Origin of the sequence: Pseudoblastomonas marina (assembly GCF_014641655.1) — a bacterium.
Lineage (GTDB): Bacteria > Pseudomonadota > Alphaproteobacteria > Sphingomonadales > Sphingomonadaceae > Alteriqipengyuania_A > Alteriqipengyuania_A marina.
In genome coordinates, this window is sequence record NZ_BMID01000001.1 from 791,661 (window position 1) to 811,749 (window position 20,089).

The window sequence follows — 20,089 nt, forward strand, 5'->3', positions numbered from 1 at the left end:
GCAATCAGCAAGAGGAGTGCAAGGACAGGACTAGCGCGCATTGCCCACCTCCCAGGCGATCCTGACATGGCGCGCGAAAACCGGGGCAAACCGCGCGAGTTCGGCCTGGGCGCCGCGATCGAAGCCCTCGTAACTTTCCATCCGCCGCACCGCTCCGCGGGTGGCCGTGGCGATCGCGCCATAGGCTTCGCCTGGATCTCGACGTCCCAGCAGTTCGGCCTCGACTGCGAGCGCCTCGATCCGTGCAAGATTCGTTTCATCGGCGACCTGCGCGAACATAGCGCGCGCCTCGCGCATCCTCGCATGGCCAGCCGTCGGCTGGCGGAAACGGATCAGGGCCTTACCCCATTCGTGGAGCGCCTGCGCCCGTTCGGGGGAGGCCGAGGCGCCGATCGCTTCGTCGAAAGCTTCGGCGGCGCGCGCGAACCGCGCCAGCGACGCGTCCTTCTCGTCCAGCGCGGCGTCGACCGCTGCAATCCTCGACTGCAGGACCGCGTGGTCGAGCCCGACGGGGAAGGGAGCGAGATAGGCGAGTGCGGTGGCATAGGCTTCGCGTGCCCGGGCTAGACGGCCGCCGGCTTCATCGACCCGGCCGACCTCGAGCAGCGTGTCGGCGGTTGCGGGATGGGCCTTGCCGACCGTTGCCGTCAGCATCGCGAGCGCTCGCGAATAGGTTTGCGCGGCCTCGTCGAGCCGCTGCTGGCGTTGCAGTGTCCCGGCAAGCCGCTTGAGCGCCCGCGCGACCAGCGGGCTTTCCTTGATCTTCGCGGCGGCGGCGCGCGTGACGATATCGCGATAGATTTCCTCGGCCGCAGCGGGCTCGCCGCGGCGTTCGTGCAATTCCCCGCGGTCGAGCATCAGCCGGACCGCGACCGGCTCGAACGGCAACCCCATGCGCGCGTCGAGGCTCCGTTCGATCGCCTCGAACACGGTTTCGGCCTCGTCGAGCCGGTTGGCACCGAGCAGCGAGCGGGCATAGGCGGCCTCGGCTTCGAGCGGCAGCTGTTCATAGGCCTCGAACCATTGGGCGAGGATCGCGCGTGCCCTGGCGACCTGATTCTCGGCATCGGCCGGGCGGCGCATATCGGCGTAGAGTTCGGCCAGCTGGAGCGCGAGGTCCCCCTTGGCCGCGGCATCGAAATCCCACGTTTCGTCGGCCAGCGCCGCGGCCTTTTCGAGTGCTGTCTCGGCCTCGGAATAACGCCGCTGGCTGCGGTAATTGTCCGACAGTCGGAAATAGGCGGCGATCAGCTCCCACGGCACCTCGCCACCCTCGGCCTCGTAGATCGCCACCGCGCGCTCGCGCAGCGTGCTCGCGGCACGGATGTTCTCGAGCCTCTCGGTCAGCTCGAGGCGCATCGCCACCGGTGCGATCGCTTGCGCCGCCTCGAGCGACGGCTCATCTCCGGCAGAAAGGAGTGCCGCGAATTCGAGCACGTCCTTGTTGTCGCGATAGAAGCGCCCGAGCACGGCCGAGCCGAGCGACAGCGGGGCGCAATCGTCGCGGGCTTCTTGACGGCAATCGACCACCGCCCCCGACTGGGCCTGCATCGCGGCGAGGATGTCGCCCCGGTCGGCCGCGACCTGCGCTTCGGCGGCGAGCGCGAGATCGGGATCGTCGGCGAAACGAGTCCGAAGCTCGGCCCACAGGGCGGCAGCCTTGTCTTCTGCCCCGTCCCCGGTTTCGACAGAAAAACTGTAATCGGGTTCGGCCCGGAAGGCCGCAGCCGATTGCGCGGTGGCAGGAGCCGGGAGCGTGATTGCCACCGGCCCGAGCATTGCCATCATCGCACGTCGCATCACTGCGCCTCCTCGATCGCCCACGCGATCGCAACCTGGTCGCGAAACAGGGTCGCGAGGCTGCGCATCTCACGCTGCGCCGCGGCGTCGAAATCGTCGTAGGATTCGATCCGCGCGAGCGAGCCGCCCACCGCTTCGCGCAGCAACGAGCGCGCCGCCGCGAGATCGCGCCCGGTTTCGCGTTCGAACATGGCGAAGTAATAGAGGATCGCGAGGCGATTGGCGTCGGTCCGGGTGAAGCTCAGACCCGCCCGGCGGGCGGCTTCGTCGAACCACTGCCGCGCCGCCGCGATATCGCCGCGCCCGGCCTCGGCGCGCGCGCGGATCGTGGCTAGTCCGGCGGCGACATCGGCGAGGCGCGCATCGCCCTGCGCAATGTCCCACGCGATTGCGACATCGTCGATCGCCTCGCCGAACCGCCCCAGCGAAAACAGCGCGCTGGCCCGTGCGGCGCGCACGCGCGCGGTGAGCGCAACGTCTCCTTCGGGGCGAGCGGCGACGATCTCGAGCACGTTGTCGGCCAGTTCGAGCGCGGTTTGGGGACGATCGAGCAGTTCGGTCATCCGCCCAAGATTGAGCGCTACCTGTGCGAATAGATCGAAATTGATCGGCTCTTGCAACTGGAGGATCTCCACCGCCCTGATGAACGAGCGCGCGGCTCGCTCGCCTTCGCCGGTCTGCAGCAGCGCTAGGCCGAGATTGTTGTAGGCGACGCCGGTCAGCGGGTTGTCGTCCCCGACGAGCGCGCGAATGATCGTCAGCGCCTGGTCGAACGCGGTGGTGGCATCGCGCGCGCGGCCCGCGCTGACATAGGCAAGCCCCAGCGCATCGAGCGTACGTGCGGTGATCGGGTGCTCGCCGAAGGTCGCGCGCATCTGCGGCAACAGAGCTTCGAGGACCGCGATCGCTTCATCATAGCGGCGCCCCGCGGTGAGGACCTGGCCAAGCGCTTGCTGAAGCTTGAGACGGGTCGTGGGCAGGGCTTCGGGGTTGCCGGCAATAGCGTCGCGCACGAGCCGTTCCGCCTCGTCGATCCTGCCGAGCGAGGCGAGCGCCTGGGCTTCGATATCCGTGAAGTTGAGCCGCATGAGCGGCGGGATGTCGAGCATCGTGGCGGCGCGGATGAGCGCCAGGCTGCGCTCGTATTCACCGGCCTGTAGATAGGCCGCGGCAAGCAACTGCATCGGTGCGAAACGGGTGTCGGGCTGGTCCTCCAGCATGCCCAACGACCGTTCGAGCGGCACGATCGATTGCTGCACCCTGCCGCCCTGCTGCAACACTGCTCCACGCACGAACAGCGCGAGGCCGAGTTCGGGCGACGGATCGGCAAAACTCGCCTCCGCGATCGCGACGGCAAGTTCGGCGAAGCTGCGTCCCTGTTCGAGCTCGTTGAGTGACGAATAGGTCAGCCCCGCCAGCGCAACGAGTGTCGCACATGGTCCGAGCTTCGCCGGGTCGATCGTGTCGGGGCTGTTCGCGGCGATGCAGGCCTTGCCGACCGGATCGAGCAGCGCGATCGCCTCGGTAAAGCGACCCGCGTAGAAATGCTCCCAGAACGACGGCGGCACCGGAAACTCGCCTTGTCCGGCGACTTGTGCATCGGCACCCTTCCGCACCGAGGCGAGCAATGCCGCGATCTGCGACTGCATCCCGGAATCGGGCCCGTAGACCCGATCGACCATGCTCGTGACACGTTCGAGCAGCTCCTCGGCGGCGGCGAATTCCGATTTCTCGATCAGCGCGATCGCCTTCATCCGCAGCGCGTCGGCGAGCAGCCATTCCACTTCGCTACGGCCTTCGAGCTGGGCGATCAGCGGAGTAAGCAAGCCGATGGCTTCGTCTGCCCGCTCGAGCCGGGTCAGGGCGTTTGCGACCACCGTACGCGCCTCGATCGTCTTGTTCGAAGTCTCGCCCAGCAATTCTGCAAAGGCTCCGGCGGCGCTACGAGCCTGGTCGAGGCTACCCTCCGTGTCACCCTGGACATAGAGCACTCGGGCGTAATTCACCCGCAGATCCGCCGCGAACAGCGGGTCGGCCTCGATCGGCAACGCCTTTTCATACAGCGCGCGCGCGCTGGCCGGATCGTTGCGGGTGAAGCGCGAGAGAGCAAGCGCGCCAAGAAACGGTGTCAGCTCCGGATTGTCTGCTTCGAACAATTGCCGAGCGATCGCCAGCGCCGGCTCGAGCTCGGCCTCGGCGTCGTCGTTCCGGCCCAGTTCGAGCAGCGCCTGCCCACGTGCCAGTCGCGCATAAGCCTCGATGTCGGTGTCCTCGCCGAACGTCTCGCGCGCGACGAATGCCGCAGCCTCACCGAAGCGGAGTGCATCGACGGTCTCGCCCACCTGCTGCGCGAGCTGGGCGGCGACCATCAACAGCAGTGCGCAGGGCGCAAGCGCCTCGGTGTTCGGCTGGGGCCCGGCTTCGGCAATGCAGGACTCGACTTCGGTTGCGGCAAGAGAGGCGCTCGAGACGGGATCGCCCGCTCCCATCGCCGCCTCGAGTGCGGGAGACGGCTGGCGCAATTCCTGTGCCTCGGCCTGACGAGGCACGGCGAGCAGGATCGCGCAGGCCCACAGAGCGCTCGTCCTCACGAGACGGGATTCCCGAGCTGCCACGCGGCTTGGACCTGACCGATGAACACGGGGCGATGCTTGGCAGCGCTGCGAAGCCTAGCGGTGTCGGAGCCGGCCTCTTCCGCGATGATGGCCTGCGCCCCGGAAGCGGCCGAGGCGAAGAAGGCATGCGCCAGGCGCGGGCGGGGCGAAGCCTCGAGATAATAGGTGCCCAGCATGCCTGCGCTGGCAACGCGTTGGGGATGTGCTTCATCCCACGTCGCCGCGATGCTGCGCCATGCGTCGGCGAATTCGCGATCGATGATCGCCCCTTCGCCGTTCTCGCGAGGCGAGCAATAGCGGTACCCGATCTCGCGCACCGGCACGAGCGGGTAGTTCCTGCCCTTGAAGATCAGGTCGATCTCGAGCGCCCGCGCAAAGGCTCCTTCGGCACCTAGGCAGTTGCCCCGCGCAAGTTCGGCTTCGCCTTGGCCGGCGAAGAATTCGGCGCCGTCGGGCGGGTAGAAATCGCCCACCACGGTGAACCGGTTGTAGCTTTCGGATAGCTCGCGCCGAGCGGTCTCGAGGTCGCCGCCAGCCAGCGCGGCGAGCCCGAGCTCGCCGAGCGCGCGGGCAAGCCTGACATTGACGGCGTACCACCCCTCGTCGTCGAGTGCGCCGGCCGCCGCTTCGTCCTCGATCACCGCGCGATCGTCGCCCACCAGCCGTTCGAGGATCGGCATCGCCTCGTCGAGCCGCCCCTGCAGACGCAGCAATCGCGCTAGCAACAGGTCGGTTTCGCGGTCTCCCAGGCCCGAGCCGAAGGCGCGACGCAGGCTATCGTCGGCCTTGTCGTAGCGGCCCTGCTGCATCAGGGCCCAGCCGCGAAACTTGTCTTCGATGCCCGGATCGAGCCCGTGAACTCCGGAATCGAGATAGGCGATCGCGGTTTCGCTGCGCTGGCTCCGAATGAGCGAACGCACGAACGCCCGCGACCAGGCCGGATCGGCCTTCTTGGCGCTCGCGCCGCGGTCGAACAGCAGGCGTTCGAACAGCACGGCGGCAGTGGAGTAGAGCTGCGATTGCGCATGTTCGAGTGCGAGCGCGGCGATCTCGCGCGTCGCTTGGTCGCCGCGCGCGGCGATGTCGCGCTGCGCCCAGTAATCGTAGAACGGGACCGAGCGCAGGTATTCCTCGTTGCGGCCGACTTCTTCGGCGGCAGCCCTCAGGACCTGCAGCGGATCGTCGGGCGCGGCTTCACCGGTGAAGAAGTGGAAGACCACCCGCGCACTGGTTTCGGCGATGCGCGATTGCCCCTGCTCGGCGGCGAGCGCGAAGAGGTCGAGGAACGGGCCGGCGCAGTGCATCGCGAACAGGGGCTCGGTATCGGGCGACCAGTCGGGCCGTTCGGCGCATTCGCCGGTGGCTTCGATCGCGACAGCCTTGGCAGTCGCGAAATCTCCCGCCGCCGCAGCTTCGGCAAGGGCGGGCGGGGTCGGATGCCAGTCGATGAAATCGGCCGCGGCAGTCGGAGCGGCAAGCGAGAGCGAGAGCAGCGTCCCGGTCAGGAGCCGGGCAGCGACGCCTGACCAAGAGCCCGTTGCGCCGCCGAGATCCACTTCATGCCCCCGGTTCGCCGACCAGCGTGAAGGGGGCCCAGAAAACCGGGTTGACCATGGTGAAGTCCGGGTAGTTGCGGACTTCCTGCATCGCGGTCTGCAGGGCACGGGCGCGGCTGGCGACGTCGCCGTCCTGCAGCTGGCTGAAGGTGTTCTGCATCAGCAGCGAGGTTGCGCGGTCGCTCACCGCCCAGTGGCTCACCATCAGCGAGCGTGCTCCGGCGAACAGGAAGGCGCGGGCGAGGCCAGACAGGCCTTCGGCACCCGGTTCACCGCTGCCAGCCGCAGTATTGCAGGCCGACAGCACGACGAGGTCGGCGGCGAGGTTGAGCGCGGCGGCTTCGGAGGCGGTGAGAAGACCGTCGTCCATCTCGCTTTTCGCGTCGGCGCTTGGCGGAGTGAAGACGAGTCCCGGCTCTGCCACGCTGCCGACCTCGGTCGCGAGCAGGCCGTGGGTCGAGAACACGACGAAGCGTGCCTGCTCGATTTCCTTGCTCTGCTTGACCGCGCTTTCGGTCGCCTGGTCCCCGGTGACGATCTTCGCTGCGCTGCCGAAAGTCTTGCCGAGATTCTCGAGCTCGATCTTGGCATGCGGGAGCTTCGACAGGCCGCGCAGCGCTTCGGTGTCGGCGAGCTGGCCATCATATGCCTTCTCGGCATCGCCGGCGTTCTCGGTGGTGGCGGGGTTGCCGGTCAAGGTCGGTGCGCCGTAACCCGCAAGCGCCACTCCGGCGCGCGCGGTTCGGGCGTAGTTGGACGATCCCGAAGCGGTCTCGCAGCCCGGGTGGGCATCTTCGGCACGCGCGATCAGCAGGCAGCGCAGCGCACGCAGGCTCGAGACCGAGGGCAGTTCGGCGAGCGCGTAATCGTCGATCAGCCAGTCGGTTCGCCGCAAGGCATTGGCATCGTCGTCGCGACCTTCGGGGGCGCTCGTGACCAGCAGGCCCAGCGGCAATGCGGTGAGTGCGCCGCTGACCTGGGTCAGTAGCACTTCCTTGCCCCCGATCGTGTCCTCGAGCGGGGCGATCAGTTCGGAATAGATCCGGTAGGCGAGCTTCCGGTCGAACGGGCGCGCGGCATAGGACACCAGCGTGCCCGCATCGGTCTGTTCCTCGCCCTCGGTCTGGTCGATCACGCCGCCCGAGCGGGTGTCCTTCACCCCCATGCTCGAGCGCAAGGTGGCGACCGCCTCGGCAAGCGCCTTCTCGTTCATCGCTTCGGAGCGGATCCAGTCGGCCTTGTCGCGGGTCAGGCCCCAGACATAGGACGCGTCGTCGGCGACGAGCACGACCAGCATCGCCTCGTCTTCGTTGAGCAATGCCTGAGCCTGCGCGATCGCGAGCGGCTTGGGCCGGGTCAATTCGAAATATTGCGGGAAATCGGTGTTGATCCGGTCCTCGATCGCGGTGACTTCCTCGCGCACGCTGCGACGGCGCTCGGCGAGTTCGCGGCGCTGTTCCTCGCTGACCTGGTCGCCGCGCTCGATCAGCGCGGTGAACTGGCGATCGATCGCCTGCAGTTCGGCGAGCTTCTCGTCGCGCTGCTGTTCGAGTTGCGCGAGCGCGTTATCGCCAGCGGAAAAGCGCGCGGTGACCTTGTCGACCGCGGCGGCGGCGCTGGAAATCTGTGCGTATTGCGCCGCGACGAAGGCCTCGGAGCGCAATTCCTCGGGCGGCGGGACCGGTTCGATCTCGATCTCCCCGGGATCCTGCGCCGCTATCAGCAGCGGGGCGAGGGGCAACAGGGCGTAGCGGGCGAGACGGTTCATCGATCGGGTTCCCGTACTGGGGATGGTCATGGGCCGCCCGGAGCAGCGGCAGGATGGGGGGAAAGGGCACCGCTCGAATGAACGGCGCCCCTTCCGGTTCGGCTCAGTTGGTCAGCAGCTGGACACCCGAGCCCGAGCCGCCATGGTTGATCAGCTGGACGCGGAACGGTCCGGTCCAGGCCGGGTTGACCTGGCAGCGCATGACCACGTTGTGGCTCATGTCCTGGCACACGAGGTAGCCGTTCTCGTCGAACACCTTCATGTCGACCGGGGTCGCGCTGTCGCGGCGTGCGGCAACCAGCAGCGGTTCGCCGCCGCGGGCGTTGAAGTCCACGTTCCACGCGGTCGAACTCGGGACCCAGCGGCTGATCGAGATCGGGCCGTTGGTCGCGCCCTTGGCTTCGGCCGAGCGGGTGTCCTCGATCATCGCGAGCAGGTCGTCGTCGTCGATCGCGAGCGCGGCGGCTTCGTCGAGCAGGGTGTCGGCGGTGACCGCCGCAGCAGCCTTGCCGGTCTCGGGCTTGGCATCGCCCTCGGCCACGATCTCGCCGGTATTGTCGCTGCTGCGCAGCGAGATACCCTTGAGGATGCGCGCGGCGACGAGCATCGCCTGCGGATCTTCGGCGGCACGGGCATATTCGGCGAGGCGATAGCCGAGCGCGGCCTTTTCGACCAGCTTCCCGCTTTCGTTCAGCTCGCCCGCGTCTTCGCCGACATTGGTGCCGGATTTGTCCTGCGCCACGACGGGGGCAGATGCGAGCACGGTTACGCCGAGTAGCGCGGCCATCACCTTGTTGTTCACGTACTTCATTCCAACTTACTCCTCACAATGTGGCGGCGAAACTCTTTGCGTCGCCCCAAAATTGGCTGATCCGTTCGACCAGGTGGCATGACTATGCCGGGTGATCGGGATCATCGACACTGACAACTTCTTATAGTTTGCGAAATCTCCCCTCCTTCGACTTGCTTTGTCTTGCATGGATATCGCGCCGCGTCACTGGCGGAGCGGAATCTGAATCAAATTGTTGCCGCGCGCGACGAACAGGGTCGCGCTCCCGGCCACGTTGCGCAGCGCCTCGGACAGGTCGGCCGCGCTCGCCACGCGCTCGCCGTTGACGCCGATCACGAGGTCGCCTTCGGCAAGCCCCGAGCGTTCGGCCAGCGAGCCGGACTGGACCGATGCGACCACGGCACCGCGAACCTGTTCGGGAAAGCCGTCGCCCGCCCGCTTGTCGCGGAAGGTTGCACCGAGCGCGGCGAGCGAACCGCCTCCGCCGCCTTGGCCGCCCTGCGGTTCGCCACCGCGCGGGGCTTCGGCGACCTCGACCCGGCGCGGTTCGGCGACCCGCAGGGTCAGGCGCTGCGTCTGCCCGCCGCGCCTAATGCCGAGCGCGACTTGCGTCCCCGGCGCGGCGACCCCGATGATCGCCGTGAGATTGCCGGGCGTGTTGATCGTGCGGCCATTGGCCTCGACGATCACGTCGCCCTGCCGCAACCCGGCCTCGGCTGCGGGGCTGCCGGGTTCGACCCGCTCTACCAGCGCGCCGCGATTGCTGGTGCCCGACCGGGCGTCGATCGGCGCGATGCTCACCCCGATGCGACCGCGCCGGACCTCGCCGTCGTTGCGCAATTGGGCGAGCACTGCGAGTGCCATGTTGATCGGCACCGCAAAGCCGATCCCGGCATTGTCTCCGCCGCGCGAATAGATCGCGGTGTTGATCCCTATCAGACGGCCACGCGAATCGATCAGCGCGCCGCCGCTATTGCCGGGATTGACCGCCGCGTCGGTCTGGATGAAATCCTCGATGCCGTCGCCGATCCCGCTGCGCCCGGTGCCCGAGATGATGCCCATCGTCAGCGTCTGGTCGATCCCGAAGGGATAGCCGATCGCGAAGGCGAGGTCGCCCGAGCGCAGCAGCGAGCTGTCGGCAAGTTCGATCGGACGCAAATCGCGCGCTTCGATCCGCAGCAGTGCGATATCGGTCTGCGGATCGCGCCCCACGACCGTCGCGTCGTAGATCCGGCCGTCGGACAGCTCGATCCTGACCGAGGTCGCATTCTCGACGACGTGGTTGTTGGTCACGACCTCGCCGCGCGCGGCATCGACGATCACGCCCGAACCATTGCCGGAGGCCTTGGGCTCGGCACCCGGGCCTTCGCGCGGATCGCGGCCCATGGTGAGCACCTTGACCACCGAGCGCGAGGCTTCGGCGATCTGCGGGGCATAGGAATAGACCCCGCGATCCTCGTCGAACGGCACCGGCGTGGCGGTCTGTGCGATCGCGGGGGCCGACAGGGCAAGGGCGGAGACACTCGCGGCAAGCGCGATCAGGCGGCGAACGGTCAATGGCTTCTCCCGGTGGATGGTAGGCTATCGGAACCGGCGACTGCCGGCAGGATGATGTCGAGCCGGAATCCGGCGGCAAGATTGGTCGCGCGCACGTCGCCGCCCGCGCGCAGCGCGACGGTCTTGACCAGCGCGAGGCCGAGCCCGTGACCGCTGGCTTGGCCGAGCGCGTCGCTGAAACCCGGTTCGAAGATCCGGCGGATCGTGTCCTCGGGCACGCGCGGCCCGTCATTCTCGACCGCGATACGAACCTCGCCGACGGCCTCGGCCACCGAACAGCGCACGGTCGAACCTGGCTCGGCGAACTTGATCGCATTCGACAGCACGTTCTCGAGCATCCGGTCGAGCAGGTCGCCTACCGCGCGGGTCTGCGCGGGGGAGAGGTCACACTCGAAGGTGAGCTCTTTCTCGTCGGCGAGATAGGTGAACATATCGTCGACCAGTGTGCGCAGGCGTTCGTCGACGCGGACGATCGACTGGGCGCGTGGGCTGACCTCGGCATCGATGATGCCGAGCAGGGTGCGGCAGCGTTTGTCGACCAGCGCGAGGCGCGCATCGGCAGCCGCGAGGCGTTCCTCCTGTGCCTCGTCGCCGTCGATCGCCTCGAGATGCTTGCGCGCGACCATGACGGGCCCGCGCAAATCGTGCGCGACGTGGCGGTGGAGGCGGCCGAGCCCCGCGATCATGTCGGCCGACCGTCCGAGCAGTGCGTTGAGATGGTGAGCGAGGAGGCGGAACTCGGGACGCGGATCGTCCTCGTCGGCGCGCTCGGAAAAGCGGTTGGCATCGGCGCGATCGAGCAGCGCGTTGAAGATATCGAGCCGCCTGCGCCAGCTGCGCGCGAGATAGGAGGCGAGCCCGATCGAGAGCAGCAGGAAGGCAAGCGCGATCCCGGCCGCGAGCAGATAGGCCGAGCGCACGAGCTTCGGATCGCGGCTGACCGTGCGACCGAGCAGCAGCTGCGTCCCGTCATCGAGTTCGCGCGTGACCACCATCGCCTCGCCGCCATCGGCCTGGCAGGCAACCTCCTTCGCCAGAGCGATGCGGTTGGAAAGCCCGCGCGGCCAGTCGACCCCGTCGGTGCCGATCGTATCTCCGCCGGGGCGGCGCAGCAGGGCGACGGCGCGCTGGCGCTCGCCGCTGTCGCACAATCCGCCGTCGCTGCCTTCGAGCGCGCGGATCCGCACGAGCGTTTCGACCTCCGCCGCGCGTTCCTCGGGTCGGAGGTCTCGAGGCAGACTGTCGAGCTTGCTGGCGAGAAGCGCGGCGTCGGCTTCGGCGCGGACCAGTGCGGTTTCGCGCGCGCTTTGCGAGACCAGCTGGAGCAATCCGAAGGTGAGTGCGGCGAGCGCGAGGGCGGCAAGCGCAGCGACCACCAGCCAGGTACGCAGCGGGAGCCAACCCTGGAGCGCGCCGCGTTCATCCAACGCCGCCATCCGCCGTTTCGTCTCCGGCCGCCAGATTGGCGAGGTTGCGCAAGGCGAAGCCCTGCGACCAGATATTGACCACCAGCGGGTGATAGGCCTCGGGGATGGCACCGCATTGCTTCTTGAGGCTGCGGCGCAGACGCTTGATCGCCTGGTCGACCGTATTGGCGTATTCCTCGGGGATGTGGCTCCAGCCTTTGCCGATCCAGCAGCGGTCCCACAGCATTGACTGACTCAAGGGATTGCCCTGTTCGCGGTGGAGTTCGACGAGGATGTCGGTCTCGCGCGTGGTCAGCGCGATCGGTTCGCCATGGATGCTTACCACGCGCGCCTGCTCGTCGATCGCGAGCGGGTAGATCGACCATTCCTCTTTCGCCTTGGCGGGCTTGCGTCCGCGCAATTGCGCGGCGACGCGGGCGACGAGCTCTTCCGGGCTGGCGGGCTTGGGGATGTAATCGTCGGCCCCGCGCGCGAGCAGGCCGTGGATCCGCTGGTCCTCTCCGCCGAGCAGCGAATAGACCAGCACCGGCGTATCGGCCGGGGTGGCGAGGCCTTCCCCCGCACGGATGCGGTCGAGCACTTCGAGCCCTTCGAGGCCCGGATTGATCCGGTCGAGCAGGACGACGTCGTAGGTCGTGGCCGCGAGGCGCTCGATCGCGTCCTCGCCGGTCGTCACGAGGTCCACCGTGCCGAATCCGGCAGCATCGAGCGCGTCGCGGATTTCCTCGCCGATCTCGTCTTCGAGCACCAGAGCCCGGGCATCGGCAAACAGTTCGCCCGTGCGCGCGGCCACTTCGCGGTCGAGGGTGGCGGCGGCGCTCATAGCGGGCCCTGCGGGAAGCGCTTCTGGTCGCCGGGGCGACGTTCCTGCGATGCGCGCGCGGTCAGCGGCAGGGCGACGTGGAACGTTCCCATCCCTTCGCGCTGGATGCGCAGCACTGCAACATCTCCCCCCATCGACCCCACCCTGGCCTGGAGCGACCCTAGATCACCCGGTTGCTGGCCGTTAACTGCCAGAATTATATCGCCTTCGTAAAGCCCGTAGAGCTGGGCGAGCGAACCTTCCTCGACCGAGTCGATCACGATGCTGCCGTCCCGCTCTGAAAACGTGGCGCCGAAGGTGCGATTTTTCCCAGAGGTATCAACGGGGTAAAGCGAGAGTGTGGCGACACGACCGCGCTCGCCGGCACTCGGGTCGTCTTTCCCCAACGCGACCTGTTCGATCCGCCTTGTCCCGTTTCGGATCAAGGTGATGGCACGCGTTTCGCCAGGTCGCGAATCGAGCAGCGCGAGCGACAGGTCGCGCGCGAGCCGAAGCTTACGCTCGCCGATCGCCAGGATGATGTCGCCGATCTTCATCCCGGCCTGCGCCGCGGCGCTGCCGGGCAGCACTTCGTCGATCAGCAGGCCTTTCTCTCCGTCGGCTCCCAGGGCGGCCGCGATTGCGGGATCGGCGCTCGACACCTTCACGCCCAGCGCGCCCCGGTCGACCTCGCCCTTCGCGGCGAGTTCGGGCACGATCCGCGCCACGAGTTCGGCCGGTATGGCGAGCGCGATCCCCATGTCGAACAGCGTTTCGGGCGGGGTGGCGGTGTTGACGCCGAGGACCCGGCCCTGTTCGTCGATCAGCGGCCCGCCGCTATTGCCGGGATTGAGCGCGGCATCGTGCTGGAGGAAATCGACCGGCCAGGCCGCATCGTAGGCCCGGTCGTATCCGCTGACGATCCCGGCGGTCACCGAGAAGCGCTTTCCCATCGGGCTGCCCAGCGCAAAGACCTTCGTCCCAAGCCCCGCTTTCGATCTAGGCGCGAGCTTGAGCGGGATCAGCGGTTCGTCGGGTTCGATCCTGACGACCGCGAGGTCCGTGCGCGGATCGCGCCCGACCACGGTGCCCGTGAAAGTACGACCGTCGGCGAAAGATACGCGGACCGTGTCGCCCTTGGCCCGAGCGACGACATGGGCATTGGTGACGATCAAACCCGATGCATGTGCGACGAAACCGCTGCCGTCGGGATCGTCTTCCTCCGCGCCATAGGAGATCGTCACCACCGAGCGCATGGCGATGTCGATCACGGACGGTTCACGCGCGGTGACCTCCGCGTCGGACGCGTCGAGCGTCGCGGCCTTGATGGGAAGCGGTGCGCACAGGGTAGGCAGCATCGCAAGGCTCCCCAGCAAAATGTTGATTTTCATCGATTGGTCCCTCGAATTGACAGGGCTTCGCTATGCCGGGCGGGACCAGGCCGGTCGATGTACGAAATCAGACAGGCGGGCGATTGGCTTGCGTGACGGCGGACTTCGCGTAGAACTGCGACCGATCGGTTCGAGGGGGACAGGATGGCGGAACAGGCGGCTGCGACCGGGGCGCGAAAGAGCGCGAACTTCTTCCAGATTTTCATCGAGGTGTTCTCGATCGTGGCCGCGCTGTTGCTGTTCGCTTCGGCCTATATCCAGTATCGCCTGTTCGCCTCGCTCGACCTGCCTTTCTTCCTCGTCGCCAGCACCGAGGACATCCTGCTCGGCGGGTTCTCGATCCTCGCGACGACGCTCGACCAGTTCCTCCGGATGGCATTTTGGCTCGCGCTGCCGACCCATCTCGTGGTGTTCGCGGCGATCATTCTCCTTTCTTTCGCCACCTGCCGCCTGCTGGGCTGGAGCGGGTGGTGGAGAAGGGTCGCGGTCGTGGCGCTATTGACCGCGCTGGTGCTCGGCTTGCGCGCGATGCTGGCCGATTCCTTCCCGCTTCACGGTAATGCGAACACCGTCCAGGACTGGATTCGCGGCGCGTTCGGCCCGGTCGATGCCAACGGCCCGCTCGGCATGTGGAGCTTCATCCTGCGCCTGCTGGCCTGGACAGCTTTGGCGCTGGTGCCAGTGGCGCTGCTGTTCCGGGTGATCGGCCGGCGCGAAGGTACGCGCCCCGGCTGGCGCGAGGTCTTCGCCTTTGCGCGCAGTCTCGGCGAACCGACGCTGTTTCTGGTCTTGCTGCTGCTCGTGGCGGGATCGGTGCCGCCGGCGATCTACCAGAGCTTCAGCTGGGGTAAGGGCAAGGTCACCGAGATCACCCCCGAAGCCGCGCTCACCGGTTGCGAGGGTGGCGAGCTGTTCGTGGTCTGGTCGGGTTCGAAGGCAGAGGTTCTGCGTTGCTTTGCTGCCTCGGGCGAGCGCGATTTCGTCGTCCTGCGCGGCGAGCACACGGTGATCGAGCTCGAGCGCCAGAACGTGCGGGGCAGCACGCTCGAACGCATCGAACCCTGATCGGCTGCTGCGCCCGATCGTAGTTAACGCGACCCTTACCAATCTACTCATATACCCCCGGTGCCGGACAGAGGCCGGCCGCTGAGGGGGAAATCGTCGATGACCGTGCGCCATGTCGTCCTGTCGGATCTGCATCTGGGGGCGAAGGAAAGCCTGCTCACCCATCTCGACCATCGCGGGGAGGTCGCGCGCGATCCCTCCGACGTGATGTGCCGACTGGGCGAGGCGCTGCGCGCTACCGTCGCTCCGCTATCCGACGGCGAGCCGGTGCAACTGGTGCTGATGGGCGATGCGCTCGATCTCGGGCTCACGCCGTTCGGAACGGTCAGCCGCGCATTCCTCCACCTGGTCGATGCGCTGTGGCCCGAAGGCGAGCCGCAGGTCTTCTCTCGCGACATCCTCTGCATCCCCGGCAATCACGATCACCATCTGTGGCGGATGGCGCAGGACAGGGCCTTCGTCGATGCTATCGCCGCTGCGCCCGAGACGGATATCCCATCCGACATTCCCCACGTATCGCGCGCCACCGGCAACCCGACCTATCGCTGCGAGCTGATGGAAGCGATCCTGACCAAGCGCGCACATATGCGCGGCGCGAGCGTGCGGATCGCCTACCCGAATTATGCCGTAGCCAATGAAGATTCGAGCCGTGCCGTCGTCTTCCACCATGGCCATTATATCGATGCGATGTACCGCACCCTCTCGCGCTTGCGCGCATGGATCGCGGGCAGCGACCCCAAGGGCGAGACGATCGCCCAGATCGAGGCCGAGAACGGCGCCTGGGTCGATTTCCTGTGGTCGAACCTCGGGTCCTGCGGGGAGTGGGGCAGCGAGGCCGATACGCTTTACGAAACCATGCTCGATGCCGGCGCGAGCCACGATTTCGCCGAGGCGCTCGCCCTGCGCGTATGCGGCGATCTCGGCACGAAGATGGGGGTGCGCGGGGATACCGAGATCAAGTACGGGGTCACCGTCGAACAGGCGATCCGTGGGATCGTCGACCTGACTGCAGGCCGCACCGCGCAATCGCAGCGCGACGGCTATGCCCATGTTCTGTCGCGCGGCGAGGTGGACGATCTCGGCTGGTTCATGTCGGGCCCGGTGGCGAAGCAGCTCGAGCAAGAACTCGGCCGCGTGCCCGAGAACTGCTCGCTGGTGTTCGGTCACACCCACAAGCCGTTCCAGGATCAGGTGAAGGCCGACGGCTTCGCCAAGCCGCTCGGCGTCTACAATACCGGCGGCTGGGTGCTCGACCAGCCGACTCTGATGGCGACGCAGGGCGGCGCGGCGATGTTCGTCGACGATCGATTGGGAGTCGCCAGTCTGCGCCTGTTCAACGATTGCGTCGGCGGGCGGATGCGCGGGGTGCATGCCGCGGGTTGCGGGATGCGCACGCGTGAAGACGCTGCGCTGGTGACGCGGTTGCAGGTGCAGGTCGAGGCCAATCGCGCGGGCTGGGATGCCTTCACCGCCGCCACGAAGAACCGGATCGAGCGCGGCAGCGCCGAGACAGTGGAGCGCTTCCTCGACCGCGAGCACTGTGTGCTGAAGGAGGCGGCCCAATGAACGCGATCACCAAGTTCCCGCGCGCCGCGCGCCTGTCGCGTCATATCGACCATGCGCAAGATGCCTACGAGATCGTCGTCATCGGCTCGGGTTACGGCGCGGGCGTCGCGGCCTCGCGGCTGGCGCGCGCAGGGCGCGAGGTCTGCTTGGTCGAGCGCGGGCGCGAAATCCGCCCAGGCGAATATCCGGAGAAGCTCGGCGACGCGCAAGATGCGATGCAGGCGAATACCAGGCGCGGCCGGCTCGGCGACCCGAACGCGATGTTCGAGATGCACGTCAACGACGACCTGTGGGCGCTGGTCGGCTGCGGGCTCGGCGGTACCTCGCTGATCAACGCCAACGTGTCGCTCGAGATCGAACCGCGCCTGCTCGAAGCCGGGCACTGGCCGCAGGCCTTCCGCGACGACCCGGCGATGCTCGAACCTTTCTACGACCGCGCGCGCGAAATGCTCGGTGCCAATCCGTACCCGGCCAGTCGCGCCGAGCCGAACAAGCTGGCGGCATTGCGCGAGGCGGCGGAGAAGCTCCAGCAGAAGCATTACCGTACGCCGATCAACGTCAATTTCGCGGACAAGACCAATCGCTTCGGCGTGCCGCAACCGGCCTGCAACGACTGCGGCAATTGCGTCTCGGGCTGCAATGTCGGCGCGAAGAACACCACGCTGATGAACTACCTGCCCGACGCCGCGAACCACGGCGCACAGATATTCACCGAAGCGCGTGTCGATTGGGTCGAGCGGGACGGCGAAACCTGGATAGTCCACCTCGAAAACGGTCGCAGTATTTCTGCACAACACGTTGTTCTGGGAGCAGGAACACTCGGTTCCACCGAAATACTCTTAAGATCGAAAGCACGCGGGCTGAAGCTCTCCGATCGTCTTGGCACAGGTTTCTCGGGCAATGGCGACGTGCTCGGCTACAGCTACGACAGCTACTGGAAGACGTCGAAGGACGATGACGGCAACGTCACCAGTGCGCCGGTCAATGCGATCGGCCATGCCAGCGACGCCGTGCCCGATCAGGGCGCGCCGGGGCCGTGCATTACCGGCGTGATCGACATGCGCGACTGCGCCGACGTCGGGCGTGGGCTGGTGGTGGAGGAAGGCGTCGTGCCCTCGATCATCGCTCCGCTGCTCGCGCCTGCGTTCTTCTTCTGCGAGGCCAATGGCGGCAATTTCGCACGCTTCGGCATCGACGAGATCAAGCCGCGGCTGATGGACGCCAAGGATATGGGGCTCTCGTTCCAGTCCGATCCCGGCGCAATCGGCGAATGGGCCTATAAGGGCCCGGTCTCGCGCCTTCAGACCTTCCTCGTGATGAGCGTCGAAGAGGGACGCGGTACGCTCGAGCTCGACAACGACCGATTGAAGATCGACTGGCCCAAGGTCGGCGAAGATCCCTCGATCGTCCACGACAACAACGTGCTTGCACAGGTCGCCGGCGCGATGTCTGGCCAGTTCTTCCCCAACCCGCTCTGGACCGATCCGCTGGGCAAGAAGCTCGTCACGGTCCACCCGGTCGGCGGCTGCGGAATGGGCGACGATGCGGCCCACGGCGTGATCGACCATGCCTGCCGCGTGTTCACCGGCGAGGGCGACTCGACCTATCGCGGGCTTTACGTCTGCGACGGCGCGGCGATGTCCGGGCCCGTCGGGGTCAACCCGCTGCTTACGATCACTGCCGTTGCCGAACGGGCGATGGAATTGATGGCGCAGCGCGAAGGCTGGCAGATCGACTGGACGATGGGCGAAGAAGCCCCGCTGCCCGCGCTCGAGGCCGAAGCTCCACAACCCGAGGCCGACAAGCCTCATCCGAAGCATTTCGCACAAGTCCACCAGCGCATCGCGCACCTCGTCGACGAGAGCGTGCTGGCCAAGGTCGCGCATGCGGTGGCGGGGATCGAGCACGCCGCATCGCAGGGCGCGCTCGACGAGGCCAAGCGCGCGGTGAAGAAGCTGGTGATCGAGTATCCCGACCTGATGAGCCCGCAATTCGGCTTTACCGAGCGTATGGCAGGGTTCGTCAGCGCCGAAGGGTTGGGCAATCCCTGCTGCCCGGGCGAGCGCATCTCCGACGATTTCGCCGCCGGTGCCGCCTGGGGCGAGAGCGAGGGGACCTCCTGCGCCTTCGAACTGACCGTTCATACCGACGACCTCAATGCGCTGGTCTCGCGCCCCGAGCACCAGGGTGTGCTGACGGGCGAGGTTGCCTGCGATCTCGTTTCGCCTGCACCGATGAAGGTTCGAGATGGCCGCTTCAACCTGCTGACCGTCGATCCCGACTGCCCCGAGCGCTGGCTGATGAGCTATGTGATGGTGCTCGAGCGCGAAGGTGGCGAACCGGTGCACTTCCACGGTTTCAAAACCTTGCAGCAGCGCAGGGGCTCCGATCCCTGGACCGACCTCACCACGCTGTTCCTGACGATCAGCGAAGGCGAGGACGGAAACGGTGCGGTGCTCGCCAAGGGAATCCTCAAGCTCGAGCTCACCGACCTGATGTGGCAGGCGAAGAGCTTCGCCCTGCCGTGCCAGGACAATCTCGCCGGCCATCTGATCGACCGGGTCCCGGCGGCGAAGGACGCCATCGCCGAATATTTCCTCGCCAAGTTCGCGGCGCTGTTCGGCCTGTCGAGCTTCCAGGCCTATGGCGGCATGCTCGCCACGCTCAACGACTTTCCCGCCAAGCAGGCGGAGGACCTACGCCATCGCACGCTCGATGCGCCCGCGTCGGAGCGGCATGTCGTGCCGACGGCGGACGGCTGGAACGTCGCATTGACCCGTTACCAGGGCGGCGCGAAGGGGCCGGTGTTGCTCGCGCCGGGTTTCTCGGTGAAGGCGTCGAGTTTCGCGACCGACACGGTGGCGCGCAACCTCGTCGAGGAGCTCTGCGCCGCCGATTACGACGTCTGGCTGTTCGACTATCGCGCCAGCGCCGATAGCGGGAATCCGCTCGATCCGCCCAAGCCCTTCACGATCGACGATATCGCGCAGCACGACTGGCCCGCCGCGGTCGATTTCGTGCGCGCGCGGACCGGCGCGGAGAGCGTGCAGGCGATGGCGCATTGCGTGGGCTCGATGAGCCTGCTGATGGCTCTCGCCGCCGGCCACGTATCGGGCATCCGCTCGGTGGTCAGTTCGCAACTTACGCTGCATCCGGTGACCGACTGGATGAACTACCTGAAGGCCGATATCGGCACCGCCAAGCTTATGGGGCAGGTTGCACAGCTCGGCGGGCATATCGGCTTCGCGCCCACGGGAACCGAGCTCGACTACGAGATCGACGCGGTCGCCTACAATTTGCCGGTACCTGAAGGGCAGGAGTGCAAGAATCCCGCCTGCCGCCGCGTCTTCGGCATTTTCGGTCCGAGCTACGACCATGCGCAGCTCGGTCACGCCACCCACGTCGCGATCGCTTCCATGTTCAGCGATATTTCGCTGAAACCTTTCGACCAACTCTCGGCGATCATGCACGAGGGCAAGGTTGTCGATGCGGCAGGCAAGGACGTCTATCTAGGAACCGAGAATGTGCATCGCATGGCGCTGCCGATCACCTTCCTTTCGGGCGCTAACAACCAGATCTTCTATCCCGAAGGCGCGCAGCGCACGCGGGCCTGGTTGGCGGCGCACAACGATCCGGCGCTCTACGAGCAGATCGTGATCCCCGATTACGCCCATATGGACCTGTTCATCGGCCGCGATGCCGCGCGCGACGTGGCGCCGATCATCGTCGGGGAGCTCGACAGGTTCAATTGA

The 20,089-nt window shown here is 66.9% G+C and carries 12 protein-coding genes; 3 read left to right on the forward strand and 9 right to left on the reverse strand.

Features of this window, described 5'->3' with window-relative positions:
• Positions 1-30 precede the first annotated feature (30 nt).
• From IEW49_RS03875 to IEW49_RS03915, 9 genes are all read right to left on the reverse strand, one after another.
• Positions 31-1,800, reverse strand: a complete 1,770-nt coding sequence (locus IEW49_RS03875; RefSeq protein WP_188641449.1) for a tetratricopeptide repeat protein — start codon at positions 1,798-1,800, stop codon at positions 31-33.
• Positions 1,800-4,391 (reverse strand): tetratricopeptide repeat protein, encoded by a 2,592-nt coding sequence (locus IEW49_RS03880; protein WP_188641450.1) that lies wholly within the window; start codon positions 4,389-4,391, stop codon positions 1,800-1,802. The genes IEW49_RS03875 and IEW49_RS03880 overlap by 1 nt, the downstream gene beginning before the upstream one ends.
• Positions 4,388-5,971: a hypothetical protein gene (locus tag IEW49_RS03885; RefSeq protein ID WP_188641451.1), complete on the reverse strand. Its 1,584-nt coding sequence runs from the start codon at positions 5,969-5,971 to the stop codon at positions 4,388-4,390. Before IEW49_RS03885 ends, IEW49_RS03880 begins: the two co-directional genes overlap by 4 nt.
• A gap of 1 nt (position 5,972) precedes the next feature.
• Positions 5,973-7,739, reverse strand: a complete 1,767-nt coding sequence (locus IEW49_RS03890; RefSeq protein WP_188641452.1) for a CHAT domain-containing protein — start codon at positions 7,737-7,739, stop codon at positions 5,973-5,975.
• 103 nt (positions 7,740-7,842) lie between these two features.
• Positions 7,843-8,550: a hypothetical protein gene (locus IEW49_RS03895; RefSeq protein ID WP_188641453.1), complete on the reverse strand. Its 708-nt coding sequence runs from the start codon at positions 8,548-8,550 to the stop codon at positions 7,843-7,845.
• A 183-nt stretch (positions 8,551-8,733) separates the two neighbouring features.
• Positions 8,734-10,086 carry a trypsin-like peptidase domain-containing protein gene (locus tag IEW49_RS03900; RefSeq protein ID WP_188641454.1) on the reverse strand — a complete coding sequence of 451 codons (1,353 nt, stop codon included), beginning with the start codon at positions 10,084-10,086 and terminating at the stop codon, positions 8,734-8,736.
• The gene (locus IEW49_RS03905; RefSeq protein WP_188641455.1) at positions 10,083-11,522 is read right to left on the reverse strand and encodes a sensor histidine kinase; all 1,440 of its coding nucleotides are present in this window, start codon (positions 11,520-11,522) and stop codon (positions 10,083-10,085) included. Before IEW49_RS03905 ends, IEW49_RS03900 begins: the two co-directional genes overlap by 4 nt.
• On the reverse strand, positions 11,506-12,336 hold the full coding sequence (locus IEW49_RS03910; protein WP_188641456.1) for a response regulator transcription factor: 831 nt from the start codon (positions 12,334-12,336) through the stop codon (positions 11,506-11,508). The genes IEW49_RS03905 and IEW49_RS03910 overlap by 17 nt, the downstream gene beginning before the upstream one ends.
• Complete coding sequence (locus IEW49_RS03915; protein WP_188641457.1) at positions 12,333-13,706, reverse strand: trypsin-like peptidase domain-containing protein; 1,374 nt, start codon at positions 13,704-13,706, stop codon at positions 12,333-12,335. The genes IEW49_RS03910 and IEW49_RS03915 overlap by 4 nt, the downstream gene beginning before the upstream one ends.
• 144 nt (positions 13,707-13,850) lie before the next feature.
• On the opposite strand from IEW49_RS03915, the gene IEW49_RS03920 reads away from it, so the two are divergent.
• The 3 genes from IEW49_RS03920 to IEW49_RS03930 all read left to right on the forward strand — a co-directional run bounded on the left by IEW49_RS03920 (position 13,851) and on the right by IEW49_RS03930 (position 20,089).
• Positions 13,851-14,771, forward strand: a complete 921-nt coding sequence (locus IEW49_RS03920; protein WP_188641458.1) for a hypothetical protein — start codon at positions 13,851-13,853, stop codon at positions 14,769-14,771.
• A 99-nt stretch (positions 14,772-14,870) separates the two neighbouring features.
• Positions 14,871-16,337, forward strand: coding sequence for a metallophosphoesterase family protein (locus IEW49_RS03925; RefSeq protein WP_188641459.1), 1,467 nt, complete (start codon positions 14,871-14,873; stop codon positions 16,335-16,337).
• Positions 16,334-20,089, forward strand: a complete 3,756-nt coding sequence (locus tag IEW49_RS03930) for an alpha/beta fold hydrolase (RefSeq protein ID WP_188641460.1) — start codon at positions 16,334-16,336, stop codon at positions 20,087-20,089. The genes IEW49_RS03925 and IEW49_RS03930 overlap by 4 nt, the downstream gene beginning before the upstream one ends.

Coding starts and splice junctions, on each gene's coding strand:
- IEW49_RS03875 (WP_188641449.1), bottom strand. CDS start 1,800: ATGCGACGTGCGATGATGGCAATGCTCGGGCCGGTGGCAATCACGCTC.
- IEW49_RS03890 (WP_188641452.1), bottom strand. CDS start 7,739: ATGAACCGTCTCGCCCGCTACGCCCTGTTGCCCCTCGCCCCGCTGCTG.
- IEW49_RS03895 (WP_188641453.1), bottom strand. CDS start 8,550: ATGAAGTACGTGAACAACAAGGTGATGGCCGCGCTACTCGGCGTAACC.
- IEW49_RS03905 (WP_188641455.1), bottom strand. CDS start 11,522: ATGGCGGCGTTGGATGAACGCGGCGCGCTCCAGGGTTGGCTCCCGCTG.
- IEW49_RS03910 (WP_188641456.1), bottom strand. CDS start 12,336: ATGAGCGCCGCCGCCACCCTCGACCGCGAAGTGGCCGCGCGCACGGGC.
- IEW49_RS03915 (WP_188641457.1), bottom strand. CDS start 13,706: ATGAAAATCAACATTTTGCTGGGGAGCCTTGCGATGCTGCCTACCCTG.
- IEW49_RS03920 (WP_188641458.1), top strand. CDS start 13,851: ATGGCGGAACAGGCGGCTGCGACCGGGGCGCGAAAGAGCGCGAACTTC.
- IEW49_RS03925 (WP_188641459.1), top strand. CDS start 14,871: ATGACCGTGCGCCATGTCGTCCTGTCGGATCTGCATCTGGGGGCGAAG.
- IEW49_RS03930 (WP_188641460.1), top strand. CDS start 16,334: ATGAACGCGATCACCAAGTTCCCGCGCGCCGCGCGCCTGTCGCGTCAT.